At 67.2% G+C, this 12,851-nt stretch carries 11 protein-coding genes; 6 read left to right on the top strand and 5 right to left on the bottom strand.

Annotation, left to right across the window (positions count from 1 at the left end; all coding sequences use genetic code 11):
• Positions 1-5 precede the first annotated feature (5 nt).
• Positions 6-1,982 (bottom strand): potassium transporter Kup, encoded by a 1,977-nt coding sequence (locus AC07NC_RS10240; protein ID WP_035308235.1) that lies wholly within the window; start codon positions 1,980-1,982, stop codon positions 6-8.
• Positions 1,983-2,150: 168 nt separating this feature from the next.
• Between AC07NC_RS10240 and AC07NC_RS10235 the strand changes: the two genes are divergently transcribed.
• Together AC07NC_RS10235 and AC07NC_RS10230 are read left to right on the top strand one after the other, a co-directional pair.
• Entirely contained in the window at positions 2,151-2,621 is a 471-nt protein-coding gene (locus tag AC07NC_RS10235; RefSeq protein ID WP_426025699.1) for an Rrf2 family transcriptional regulator, read from the top strand.
• Between the two features lie 31 nt (positions 2,622-2,652).
• Positions 2,653-3,450, top strand: coding sequence for an SDR family NAD(P)-dependent oxidoreductase (locus AC07NC_RS10230; RefSeq protein WP_494569466.1), 798 nt, complete (start codon positions 2,653-2,655; stop codon positions 3,448-3,450).
• A 3-nt stretch (positions 3,451-3,453) separates the two neighbouring features.
• Here AC07NC_RS10230 and lpdA read toward each other — a convergent pair whose 3' ends face one another.
• The 4 genes from lpdA to AC07NC_RS10210 all read right to left on the bottom strand — a co-directional run bounded on the left by lpdA (position 3,454) and on the right by AC07NC_RS10210 (position 9,367).
• Positions 3,454-4,851 carry a dihydrolipoyl dehydrogenase gene (gene lpdA / locus AC07NC_RS10225; RefSeq protein WP_494569465.1) on the bottom strand — a complete coding sequence of 466 codons (1,398 nt, stop codon included), beginning with the start codon at positions 4,849-4,851 and terminating at the stop codon, positions 3,454-3,456.
• Between the two features lie 451 nt (positions 4,852-5,302).
• A complete protein-coding gene (locus AC07NC_RS10220; protein WP_494569464.1) occupies positions 5,303-6,991 on the bottom strand; it encodes a dihydrolipoyl dehydrogenase family protein in 1,689 nt (562 codons plus the stop codon).
• Position 6,992: 1 nt separating this feature from the next.
• On the bottom strand, positions 6,993-8,117 hold the full coding sequence (locus AC07NC_RS10215) for an alpha-ketoacid dehydrogenase subunit beta (RefSeq protein ID WP_494569463.1): 1,125 nt from the start codon (positions 8,115-8,117) through the stop codon (positions 6,993-6,995).
• Positions 8,118-8,119: 2 nt separating this feature from the next.
• The gene (locus AC07NC_RS10210) at positions 8,120-9,367 is read right to left on the bottom strand and encodes a thiamine pyrophosphate-dependent enzyme (RefSeq protein ID WP_494569462.1); all 1,248 of its coding nucleotides are present in this window, start codon (positions 9,365-9,367) and stop codon (positions 8,120-8,122) included.
• A gap of 149 nt (positions 9,368-9,516) precedes the next feature.
• Between AC07NC_RS10210 and AC07NC_RS10205 the strand changes: the two genes are divergently transcribed.
• The 4 genes from AC07NC_RS10205 (at position 9,517) to mtgA (ending at position 12,847) form a co-directional block, all read left to right on the top strand.
• The gene (locus AC07NC_RS10205; RefSeq protein WP_008259105.1) at positions 9,517-10,005 is read left to right on the top strand and encodes an Lrp/AsnC family transcriptional regulator; all 489 of its coding nucleotides are present in this window, start codon (positions 9,517-9,519) and stop codon (positions 10,003-10,005) included.
• Between the two features lie 55 nt (positions 10,006-10,060).
• On the top strand, positions 10,061-10,999 hold the full coding sequence (locus tag AC07NC_RS10200; protein ID WP_035308226.1) for a pirin family protein: 939 nt from the start codon (positions 10,061-10,063) through the stop codon (positions 10,997-10,999).
• Positions 11,000-11,180: 181 nt separating this feature from the next.
• Positions 11,181-12,155, top strand: coding sequence for a WD40 repeat domain-containing protein (locus AC07NC_RS10195; RefSeq protein ID WP_494569461.1), 975 nt, complete (start codon positions 11,181-11,183; stop codon positions 12,153-12,155).
• The gene (mtgA, locus tag AC07NC_RS10190; RefSeq protein ID WP_494569460.1) at positions 12,155-12,847 is read left to right on the top strand and encodes a monofunctional biosynthetic peptidoglycan transglycosylase; all 693 of its coding nucleotides are present in this window, start codon (positions 12,155-12,157) and stop codon (positions 12,845-12,847) included. The genes AC07NC_RS10195 and mtgA overlap by 1 nt, the downstream gene beginning before the upstream one ends.
• Positions 12,848-12,851: the final 4 nt, after the last annotated feature.

Raw genomic sequence — 12,851 nt, 5'->3', positions numbered from 1 at the left:
GGAACTCATACGGCCACCTGCGCGCCCAGCTCGACCACACGGCCGGGCGGGATATGGAAGAAGTCGGTCGGGTTGGCGGCGTTGCGCATCAGGAAGATGAACAGCCGGTCCTGCCACAGGGGCATGCCCTGACGCGCCGACGGGATCAGCGAACGGCGGCCCAGGAAGAAGCTGGTCGACATGATGTCGAACTTCAGCCCCTGTTTGCGGCACAGACCCAGTGCGCGGGGCACGTTCGGCGTCTCCATGAAGCCATAGGTGATGGTCAGCTTCTTGAAGTCGTCGTTGATCGGCTCCATCCGCACCCGGTCGGCTTCCTTGACGCGCGGCCGTTCGGAGGTGCGCACGGTCAGGATGACGTTCTTCTCGTGCAACACCTTGTTGTGCTTGAGATTGTGCATCAGGGCGACCGGCGCCACGTCGGGATCGCTGGTCAGGAAGATCGCGGTGCCAGGCGCGCGGTGCGGCGGTCGGGCCTGAAGCATCTCGATCAGGTCGTTCAACGGCAGGCTGTCCTTGCGGGTCTTGGCCGTCAGGATCTGGGTGCCGCGCACCCAGGTCCACATGATCAGGACCAGGCAGGCGCCCAGGACCAACGGCATCCAGGCGCCGTCCGGGATCTTCAGCAGGTTGGAGGTCAGGAAGACGCTGTCGATGAAGGCGAACGGAACCAGGGTCCCGGCCACCGCCCACATCGGCCATTTCCAGCCCTTGCGGATCACCGAATAGGCCATCAGCGTATTGACCAGCATGGTCCCCGTGACGGCCACGCCATAGGCGGCGGTCAGGTTGTGCGAGCTCTGGAACACGACCAGCAAGACCAGCACCCCGATCATCAGGAAGCTGTTGACCGCCGGCACGAAGATCTGGCCGGCCTGGGTTTCGGAGGTGTTGCGGATGTCGATGCGCGGCAGCAGGCCCAGTTGGACCGCCTGTTGCGTGACCGAGAAGGCGCCGGTGATCACGGCCTGCGAGGCGATGACGGTGGCGGCCGTGGCCAGGATCAGCATCGGCCAGTAGGCGAACTCGGGCACCATGTTCCAGAACGGATTTTCGGCCGAGCCGGGATTGTCGAGGATCAGGGCGCCCTGGCCCAGATAGTTCAGGGTCAGGCAGGGCAGGACGAAGGCCAGCCAGCCCATGCGGATCGGCGCCTTTCCGAAATGGCCCATGTCCGCATACAGGGCCTCCGCGCCGGTCACCGCCAGGAAGACGCTGCCCAGGATGATGAAGCCCAGGAAACCGTCCTTCAAGAGCAGCATGACGCCATAGTGGGGCGACAGGGCGCGCAGCACGCTGACGTCGTCGAAGATATGGTAGAGGCCCAGCCCGCCCAGGCACAGAAACCAGACGGCGGTGATCGGGCCGAAATATTTGGCCAGGCTGGCGGTGCCGCGCGACTGGGCCATGAACAGGGCGATCAGGATTCCGGCCGAGATCGGCACGATGAACGGATCGAGCTTGCCCGACAGGCCCGGCGCGTCCTGCAGGCCCTCGACGGCCGACAGAACCGAAATGGCGGGCGTGATGATGCCGTCGCCATAGAAGAGGGCCGCGCCGCAGACGCCCAGGATGAAGATCCAGGCGCTGCGCCGGCCGACCGCGAACTGGGCCAGGGCCATCAGCGACAGGGTGCCGCCTTCGCCCTTGTTGTCGGCGCGCATCAGGAAGAAGACGTATTTGAACGTCACCACCACCATCAGGGCCCAGAAGGCCAGGGAGACGACGCCGATCACGGCCAGGTCGCCGCCGACGCCCGACTGGGCGTGGGCGATGGCTTCACGCAGGGCGTAAAGCGGGCTGGTGCCGATGTCGCCGAACACCACGCCGATCGCGCCCAGGGTCAGGGCCCAGAAGCCGCCGTGCTTGGCGATCTGGCCCCCTGGAGCGTGGGACTCGGGTCCCGTGGCGTGGGTGGGTTTGTCCGGCGTGTTCGACGCGGCGGGGAGAGCGCCCGCGTCGTGGGGAGTATCCCCGGCCATGCGTATCCTCCGGGTCTCCGACGACAGGTCGAGCCCTTCAAAGCGGCGAGCCTTTAGGCCCATTCCGCGCCCGCTTCAATCGTGGGCGCGGGGATTCGGTTTCCCCTTGCACCACAAGGATTTGTGATTCGGTCCAGGAGCGCCTATTTTCCTTACAGGAACACAACCATGTCAGACAGCCAGCGCTTCCCCGTCGCCGCCCACGCCTTGGCCTATATGGCCCACAAGGGCGCTTTTTCGCCTGCCCAGGCGGCGCCCAGCGCCTTGCTGGCGGCGTCCGTCCCGACCAATCCTGTCGTGGTGCGGCGCGTGACGGCGCTGCTGGCCAAGGCGGGACTGATCGCCACCCGTCCCGGCGCCACCGGCGGGTCCTGGCTGCTGCGTCAGCCCGAGGACATCCGACTGGACGAGGTGCTGAAGGCGGTGAACGGCTGCGCCCACATCGGTTCGCCCCCCGCTGGGGCCAAGGGCTGCCCGATCAGCGAACATATTCCCCGCCAGGTCGCCAAGGCCCTGACCGCCGCCGACGAGGCCGCGACCGAGGCCCTGTCCAAGATCACCATCGCCGACCTGCTGGACGAGAACCCCGTCTCCCTGGCCGCCTATACGCCCCACGCCTCCTGCCCCGTCGCGGCGTGAGCATGGGACCTGGGCGGCGCCGGATCGACGCATGAAGCGGACGGTGCTGATCACGGGCGCCTCCGCCGGCATCGGCGCGGCCCTGGCCCGCACCTACGCCGCCGAGGGCTGGGACCTGATCCTGACCGCCCGGCGAGAAGGACCGCTCGTGACCCTGGCCGAGGCCCTGTCCGCCGCCCATGGCGTCGTTGCGACCATCCTTCCCGAAGACCTGTCGGACCCAGCGGCGCCCGAACGTCTGATCGCCGCCGTCACGGCGCGCGGCCTGACCGTCGACGGCCTGGTCAATAATGCGGGTTTCAGCCGCGTGACGGGCTTTCTCGACACCGACCTGGCCGCCCACCGCGCCATGATCCAGGTCATGCTGACGGGGCCGGTCGAGCTGTCGCGCCTGCTGTTGCCCGGCATGGTCGAGCGACGCTTCGGCCGGGTGCTGAACGTCGCCTCCCTGGCCGGCCAGATGCCCGCGACCGGCGGCGACACCCTGTACGGACCGATCAAGAGCTTCCTGATCAAGGCGTCCCAGGGCCTGTATCTGGAAACCTTGGGAACCGGGGTCCATGTCACGGTGCTGAACCCCGGCTACACCTTGACCGAGTTTCACGACGTCAACGGCTCGCGCGACCAGGTGTCCAGCGCCTATCCGGCCTGGATGTGGATGGACGCCGCCCGCGTCGCCCGCATCGGCTACGACGCCTGCGAGGCGAACCGGCCCAGCGTGACCCCCGGCGTCATGAACAATCTGATGGCCGGCCTGGCCCGCTTCCTGCCCGACGGCCTGGCGCTGCGCATGGTGGCGAACCACGCCAGGCGGCTGGACCGGCTTTAGCCGTCAGATGTGGATCGCGTGCCCCAGGGCGCGCAGGGACGCCTCGTGGAAGGCCTCGCCCAGGGTCGGGTGGACGTGGATGGTTCCCGCCACATCCTCCAGCACCGCCCCCATCTCCAGCATCTGGGCGAAGCTGTTGCTGAGTTCCGACACATGCTGGCCGACCGCCTGGACGCCCAGGATGCGGTGATCCGACTTGGAGGCGATGACCCGCACGAAGCCGCCGTCCTCGCCCGCCTCGATGGCCAGGGCGCGACCGATGGCGGCGAAGGGGAAGACGGACTGGATCACATCGTCACGGCCCGCGACATCGTTCGGACCCAGACCGGCCGAGACGATTTCCGGCTCGGTGAAACAGACGGCGGCGATGGCGACCGGATCGAACACCCGGTCGTGGCCCGCAATGATCTCCGCGACCACCTCGCCCTGGGCCGAGCCCTTGTGGGCCAGCATGGGTTCGCCGGTCAGGTCGCCGACGGCCCAGACGTTCTTCATTGAGGTGGCGCAGCGGTTGTCGATCTTCACGAACGGCCCGGCCATGGCCACGCCCATGTTCTCCAGACCCCAGCCCTGGGTGCGAGGGCGACGACCCACGGTGACCAGCACCTTGTCGGCGTCCAGTTGCAGCGGTTCGCCATCCTTGGTCGTGACGTTCAGCCTGCCGTTCCCGAACCCGCCGGCCCGCGCGCCCAGGTGCAGCTCCACCCCGTGCGTCTCCAGCCATTTGGCGACCGGATCGGTCAGGGCCTTGTCATAAAGGGGCAGGATTCGCTCGGCCATTTCGACGATGGCCACTTCCGCGCCCAGCTTCCTGAAGGCGATCCCCAGCTCCAGCCCGATATAGCCGCCGCCGACGACGACCAGCTTCTTCGGGACCTCCGACAGGCTCAGCGCCTCGGTCGAGGAGATGACGTCGCCGCCGAACGGCAGGAAGGGCAGTTCGACCGGCTCGGACCCGGTGGCCAGGATGACGTGTTCGGCGGTGATGCGGATGTCGCCGTCTTCGGTTTTCACCACGCAGGTCTTGGCGTCCTCGAAGGCCGCCCAGCCCTTGATCACCTTGACCTTGGCCTTCTTCAACAGGGCCGCGACCCCGGCGTTCAGCTTACGGACGATCCCGTCCTTCCACTCGACCGTCTGCTTCAGGTCGATGGCCGGCTTGGCCGCCGTGATGCCCAGGTTCCCGCCGCCGGCCGCCTTGGCCACGGTCTCGAACTTGCCCGCCGCATGGATGATGGCCTTGGAGGGAATACAGCCGACGTTCAGGCAGGTCCCGCCCAGCCCGTCGCCGCCGTCCACCAGCACGGTGTCCAGCCCAAGCTGGCCGCAACGAATACCGGCGACATAGCCGCCGGTGCCCGCGCCGATGATCAGGACTTTGGTTTTTAGGGTCTGGGTCATCGGGCCTTATTCTGCTGGTGGCGTCAGGCGATCAACGTAGCGTCGCGCCTCGTAAGAGTCGGCTTTCATAAGACCGAAGGCGACCCGTTCCTCGTCGAGCATGACTAAGACCTCATCTCCCACCCTTAGGCCTCTCATCTCTGAAGTCATGGTCGGTACGCACTGAGGCACCAAGTTCTCGCCTCGAATAGTGATCCTTTCGGGCGAGCCGCCTCGCGGGACATATCTGCGATCGACCTGCATGATGGGCCGCGACCAAGTGCGGCCGTCGTAAGTCGGCTCTCGAACGTGACCAATGCTGACCACGCGGCCGAAGACTAGCTGATCGGCTCGTTCGATCCACCGATCGTAGGTGATCTCGGGCCGAGGTTCGATGCGACAAGCCTCTGCGGCGCCGGCGATTCCCAGAGCCGCCGCCATGACCATTCCCAGGACCGACAGTCTCACGCCTTCACCCCATCCACAACGTCGCGGGCTGCTCCAGCAACCCCTTGATCCGCTGTACGAACACTGCCGCGTCATGCCCGTCGACGATCCGGTGGTCGAAGCTCGACGACAGGTTCATCATCTTGCGCACGACCATCTGGCCGTCGCGGACCACCACTCGTTCGGCGATCTTGTTGGGGCCGACGATGGCGACCTCGGGGTGGTTGATGATCGGGGTGTGGACCACCCCGCCCAGGGTTCCCAGCGAGGTGATGGTGATGGTCGAGCCCGACAGCTCCTCGCGCTTGGCCGTCCCGTCCTTGGCCGCGCCCGAGACGCGGGCGATCTCCAGCGCCGTATCCCAGGCGTCGCGCGCCTCGGCGTGGCGGACCACCGGCACCATCAGGCCGTTCGGCGTCTGGGCGGCGATGCCCAGATGGACCGGGGCGTGCTGGGTCAGGACGCCGGCCTCGTCGTCATAGTGGGCGTTGATCTGCGGCTGGTCGCGCAGAGCCACCACGATGGCGCGGGCGAGGAAGGGCAGCAGGTTCAGCTTGGGCTGATCCTTTTGCTTCGTCGCGTTCAGGTGGGCGCGAAGCTCCTCCAGCGCCGTGACGTCGATCTCCTCCACATAGGTGATGTGGGGAATGCGGCGCACGCTGTCGGCCATCTTCTCCGCGATCTTGCGGCGCAGGCCGATGATGCGGACCTCGGTGGCTCCTTCGGCGCGGGCGAAGGTCGAGCCGGCCGCCGGTGCGGTCGCCGGCTGGGCGCCGCCACGCGCGATGAAACCGTCCAGGTCCTCGTGCGTGATCCGCCCGGCCGGGCCGGAGCCGGGCACGAAAGTCAGGTCCACGCCCAGATCCCGCGCGCGGTTGCGCACGGCGGGCGAGGCGGACGGGCGTTCGCCGGGCGCGCGGCCGGTCAGGGCGGGGGGAACGGACTTGCCCCCCTCCCCCGCTGCGCGGGTGCTCCCCCCAGGAGGGGGAGATTTTGGTGCGGGCGTCGGCGCTGATCCTCCCCCCTTGGGGGAGGTGTCGCCGGAGGCGACGGAGGGGGCCTGAACGGGCGCCGTGACATTGCCGGCGCCTGCGACGTCGAACGCCACCAGCGGGCCGCCGACCGGGACCTGCTGCCCCGCCTCGCCGTACAGGGCTACGACGACGCCGGCGACCGGCGAGGTGATCTCGACCGTGGCCTTGTCGGTCATGATGTCGGCGATGATCTGGTCTTCCTCGACCGCATCCCCGATCTTGACGTGCCAGCCGACCAGCTCGGCCTCGGCCGTGCCTTCGCCCACGTCGGGCAGTTTGAAGACGTAGTTGCCGGTGGGTGCGGCGTCAGCCCCCTCCGTCGCCTTCGGCGCCACCTCCCCCAAGGGGGGAGGATTGGATGCTGCGCGATCTCCCCCCCTTGGGGGGAGTACCGGCGAAGCCGGGGAGGGGGGCGTCGCTTCTTCCGCATTCCCCGCCCCCTCGACCTCGAACTCCACCAGCGGCCCGCGCACCGGCACCATGGCGCCGGGCTCGCCGTGCAGGGCGATGACCTTGCCCGACACCGGGGCGGTGATCTCGACGGTGGCCTTGTCGGTCATGACGTCGGCGACGATCTGGTCCTCGGCGACGACATCACCGACCTTGACGTGCCAGCCGATCAGCTCGGCCTCGGCGGTGCCTTCGCCCACGTCGGGCAGTTTGAAGACGAAACGACCCATATCAACGACCTCCCGTCATGACGCTCTTCAAGGCGTCTGCGACCCGTTGCGGCCCGGGGAAATATTCCCATTCGAAAGCATGGGGATAGGGCGTGTCCCAGCCTGTGACGCGTGCGATGGGCGCCTCCAGGTGATAGAAGCAGCGCTCCTGAACCAGGGCCGACAGTTCGCCGCCGAAGCCCGAGGTCTTGGGCGCCTCGTGCACGATGACGCAGCGGCCGGTCTTCTTCACACTGGCCTCGATGGTCTCGATGTCCAGCGGCACGAGGGAACGTAGGTCGATGACCTCGGCGTCCACGCCCGCATGTTCGGCGCCGGCCAGGGCGACCCAGACCATGGTGCCATAGGCCAGGATGGTGACGTCGTTCCCCTCGCGCATGACACGCGCCTTGCCGATCGGCTCGACATATTTGCCGGCCGGCACCTGGGCCAGGTCCTGCGCCTTCCACGGCGAGACCGGCTTCTCGTGCCAGCCGTCGAACGGGCCGTTGTAGAGGCGTTTCGGCTCGAAGAAGACGACCGGATCGTCGTCCTCGATGGCGGCGATCAACAGGCCCTTGGCGTCATAGGGGTTGGACGGAATGACGACCTTCAGACCCGCAATATGGGTGAACAGGCTTTCGGGGCTCTGGCTGTGGGTCTGGCCGCCGAAGATGCCGCCGCCGTAGGGGCTGCGGATCGTAATCGGGCTGGTGAACTGGCCGCCCGAGCGATAGCGCATCTTGGCCGCTTCCGAGACGATCTGGTCATAGGCCGGATAGATGTAGTCGGCGAACTGGATCTCGACGACCGGGCGCAGGCCATAGGCGCCCATGCCGATGGCGGCGGCGACGATGCCGCATTCGCTGATCGGGGCGTCGAAGCTGCGGGTCAAGCCGTGCTTCTGCTGCAGCTTGTCGGTGACGCGGAAGACGCCGCCGAAATAGCCCGCGTCCTCGCCGAACGACAGGACGTTGGCGTCCTCGCTCATCTTGACGTCGATGGCCGAGTTCAGGGCCTGGATCATGTTCATCGGCTGTACGCCGGATCCCGTCGCTTCCGAGGCGGGGGCGGCGTTCTGGTCGACCATGTCCGGCTCGACGCCGTCGTTGCGATCGGCGTCGGTGAAGGTGGTTTGCTCAGCCATGGTCAGACCCCCACCTCGCGGCGCTGTTCGATCAGCCGCCAGTCTTCGGTCGCATAGACCTCTTCGAACATCGTCTTCACGCTGGGGCGCGACTGGCCCAGGGTGCCGATGGCCTCGGACTCCTTGCCGGCGGCGCGGACCTGTTCGACCGCCTCGCGCAGGGCCGTGGCGTGGCGCTCGTCATCCCACTCGCCAATGACGGTCAGATGCTGGCGCAGCCGCTCCAGCGGATCGCCCAGCGGCCATTTCTCGTGCTCGTCGCCGGGGCGGTAGCGGCTGGGATCGTCGGAGGTCGAGTGCGGGGCGCCGCGATAGGTGAACAGTTCGATCACCGTCGCCCCCTGGTTCGACCGGGCGCGCTCTTCGGCCCACTGGGTCGCCGCCCAGACCGCCAGGAAGTCGTTGCCGTCCACCCGCAGGGCCGGCAGTCCATAGCCGATGGCCTTGGAGGCGAAGGTGGTCTCCAGCCCGCCGGCTATGCCCTGGAAGGAGCTGATGGCCCACTGGTTGTTGACGATGTTCAGGATGACCGGCGCGCGATAGACGGATGCGAAGGTCAGGGCGTTGTGGAAATCGCCTTCGGCCGTGGCGCCGTCGCCGATCCAGCTGATGGCGATCTTGTCGTCGCCCTTGTAGGCGCTGGCCATGGCCCAACCGACCGCCTGGGGCACCTGGGTGCCCAGATTGCCGCTGATGGTGAAGAAACCATAGTCCTTGGCCGAATACATGATCGGCAGCTGACGCCCTTTGATCGGGTCCGCAGCATTGGAATAAATCTGGTTCATCATCTCGACCAGCGGATAGCCGCGGGCGATCAGCAGCCCCTGCTGGCGATAGGTCGGAAAACCCATGTCCTCGCGGCTTAGCAGCATGCCTTGCGCGACCGCGATGGCCTCCTCGCCGGTGCATTTCATGTAGAAGCTGGTCTTGCCCTGGCGGTGGGCGCGGTGCATCCGGTCGTCGAAGGCGCGGGTCAGGATCATGGCCTTCAGGCCGCGACGCAGGGTGTCCGGATCCAGACGCGGATTCCACGGACCGACGGCCTGGCCTTCGTCGTCCAGCACCCGGATCAACTGGAACGCAAGGGCGCGCATCTCGTAAGGCGTCGTGCCCACCTCGGGCCGTTCGACGGCGCCGGGGGCGTCCATCAACAGATGACTGAAGTCCGGCGCATCGCCCGGCCGCCCCGAGGGCTCGGGCACGCGAAGCGACAGCGGCCGGCTGTTCTTTTGGCTCATTTTGTCGTTCATGCGGGCGTCCATGTCCGTTCGGGGGTCCGTCCGAGTTTCCTCTGGACGTTTGATAACACGGCGCCTAAGCAGGCGCTCGCTCAATTTGACCTTGCGAAATCCCGATTTAGGGTATTTTATTTCGCCATAACGATAATCGGAGAAACGCATTGGCGGACGAACTCGATCCCATCGACGCTCGGATCCTGGATATCCTGCAACAAGACGCCGGTCTGTCGGTCGCGGAAGTCGCGGATCGCGTCGGTCTGTCGGCCTCGCCCTGCTGGCGTCGGATCAAGCGGCTGGAGGATTCCGGCCTGATCACCAAGCGGGTCACCCTGCTGAACGCCAAGCTTCTGGGTCTCGACTTCGAGGTCTACGCCATCGTCAAACTGATGCTGCCGTCGGCCGAAAATCTCGACATCTTCGAAGGCGCCGTCGCCAAATGGCCGGAAGTGGTCCAGTGCGCCACCATCACGGGGCGCGAGGACTATGTGCTGCGCATCATCACCTCGGACATGCACGCCTTCGACAAGTTCCTGCGCGAGAAGCTGCTGGCTCTGGGCATCGTCTCCGACTGCGAGAGCCATATCGTCACGCGCGGCGTGAAGAATGTGACAGCCCTGCCTCTTGGCATAGTGACCCCTCACGTCGGATAAGGCCGTTCGGCGGACCTTTCCACTGAGGCCCTGGTCCGCCGAGGGGATGCCGAACATGATCGAACTGGTGATCGACGCGCGCCGCAAGGACCTGGGCGGGTTCGAGGTCGGCCGCGTCCTGCCCTTCCATTCGCGCCGGATGGTCGGGCCCTTCATCTTCCTGGACCAGATGGGGCCGGCCGAGTTCGCGCCGGGCTCGGACGCCATCGATGTGCGACCGCACCCGCACATCGGCCTGTCGACCCTCACCTATCTGTTCGAGGGTGAGATCATGCACCATGACAACCTCGGCTATAATCAGGTCATCCGCCCCGGCGAGGTGAACTGGATGACCGCCGGCAAGGGCATCGTCCACTCCGAGCGCACAGATCCGCTGAAGCGCAGCCAGGGCGGGCCGATGCACGGGATGCAGGCCTGGGTCGCCTTGCCCGACGAGGCCGAGGAGATCGATCCCGCCTTCCATCACCTGGATGAGGACGCCCAGCCCGCCTACGAAAACGGCGGTCTGTTTGCCCGTCTGGTGGCGGGCGAAGCCTATGGCGCCAAGGCGGCCGTCCCGGTGTCCTCACCCCTCTTCTATGTGCACTGGGAGCTTCAGCCCGGCGTCCGCACCGCGCCGCCTCCCGGCAAGGGCGCCGGCGGCATGAGCGAGCGCGCCCTCTATGTGGCCAAGGGCTCCATCGAGGTCGGCGACCGCACCTTCCACGAAGGCCAGATGATCGTGCTGGAACCGACGGCCGAACCGACCGTCAAGGCCCTGGTCCAATCCACCGTCATGGTCCTGGGCGGCGAGCCGGTCGGCGAGCGCCTGATCTGGTGGAATTTCGTCGCCTCCAGCCAGGCCCGCATCGACCAGGCCAAGGCCGACTGGAAGGCCGGCCGGATGGCCCTGCCCAGCGAGGACGATCTGGAGTTCATCCCCCTGCCGGACGAACCCGCCAAGGCCCAGGCCGCGCCGGCGCCGGTCGAGCCCAAGCCCACCGACCCGGTTTGATTTCTCCCTCCCCTTTATGGGGAGGGGCGGCGGAGCTTAGCGTAGCCGGGGTGGGGCAGTACGGACCTCGCTCGGTCTAAAGGCCCCACCCGGATCGCTGCGCGATCGTCCCTCCCCATAAAGGGGAGGGAGAAGAAGCCCCCATTTGCCCCCGCTGCCGCAACCCGCTAACGCGTCCCGCATGAACTTCGATTTCGACGCCCAGGTCACCGCCGCCCTGTTCGACAACGCCGGCGCCGTCTTCGCCCTTGGCGACGGCTCTGTCCGGTTCGAGAATGGCGCGACGGTCCAGGCTCATGACGGCGCCGTCCTGTGCGCCGCCGTCCACCCGACCGGCGACGGGATCGTCACCGGCGGCGACGACGGCCAGGTGGTCTGGAGCCGCCGCGGCGAGGACCCCATGGTCCTGGCCACCGCAAAGAACCAGTGGATCGACTCCATCGACGCCTCGGCCGCCTCGGCCGCCTCCGGCCTGGTCGCCTTCTCCTGGGGGCGCACCCTGTCGGTGATTGATCCGAAGGACGCCGGCTTCCGCCGCGACTTCCAGCACGAACGCACCGTTTCCGGCGTCGCCTTCGATCCCAAGGGCCGGCGTATCGCCGCCTCGACCTACGGCGGCGCCGCCCTCTGGTACGCCCGGATCGAGAAGCAGCAGCCGGTCAAACTGGCCTGGGCCGGATCCCACACCGCCGTGGCCTTTTCACCCGACGGGGCCTTCGTGGTCACCACCATGCAGGACAGCCAACTTCACGGCTGGCGGCTGAAGGACGCCAAGAACCTGCGTATGGGCGGCTATCCGTCCAAGGTCCGCTCGCTGGCCTTCTTCGCCAACGGCCAGCTGCTGGCCACCTCGGGCGCCCAGGGCGCGGTCCTGTGGCCCTTCATCGGCTCGAACGGACCCATGGGACGCGAGGCGACCGAGATCGGCTATGACGACACCACCCTGGTCAATCTGGTCTCGGCCCGGACCGAGCACGGCCTGCTGGCCGCCGGCCTGACCGACGGCCGGGTCTGGGTCGCCCATCCGGCCTCTCATGGTCTGAACTTCGTCAAGGCCGAGAAAGGTCCCTCCATCGTCGCCCTGTCTCTCAGCCCCGCCGCCGACAAGGTCGCCTGGGCCGACGAGGACGGCGCCGCAGGGGTCCTGATCCTCTAATGGCGCGCGGGCGGAAAAAGGGTTGGTTGTGGGCGGCCCTGATCGCCCTGGCGGTCCTGGCCCTGCTGCCGATCGGCGGGGTTCTGATCGTCGCCGTCCTGCCGCCCGCCCCGACCATATTGATGCTGCGCCAGGCCGTGCGCGGCGAGGGCCTGGACTATCAATGGCGCGGTCTGAACGACATCTCGCCCAATCTGGTGAACGCCGCTATCGCCGCCGAGGACGCCCGTTTCTGCAGCCACCACGGCTTCGACATCGAGGCGATCCAGAAGGCGCTGGATCACAACGCCGAGGGCGGCCGCATCCGCGGCGGCTCGACCATCAGCCAGCAGACCGCCAAGAATGTCTTCCTCTGGCCGGGCCGCGACTGGATCCGCAAGGGGCTGGAGGCCGGCTACACCGTCCTGATCGAAACCGTCTGGTCCAAGCGCCGGATCATGGAAGTCTATCTGAACGTGGTCGAATGGGCGCCCGGCGTCTATGGTGCCCAGGCCGCCGCTCAGCACTGGTTCGGCAAGGACGCCGCCGACCTGACCCCGCGCGAGGCCGCCCGCCTCGCCGCCATCCTGCCCGCCCCGCGCCGTTACCAGGCGGCGTCGCCCGGCCCCTATGTTCGCCGGCGGGCCTCGCGCATCCAGGCCGCTATGGGCACGGTCCGCAATCAGGATCTAAACGCCTGCGTTATCCGTTGAACGG

The sequence above is a fragment of the Brevundimonas sp. GW821-FHT10A07 genome (assembly GCF_059415785.1).
The sequence above is the reverse complement of the archived record's forward strand: the minus strand, read 5'-3'. Positions and strand labels throughout refer to the sequence as shown.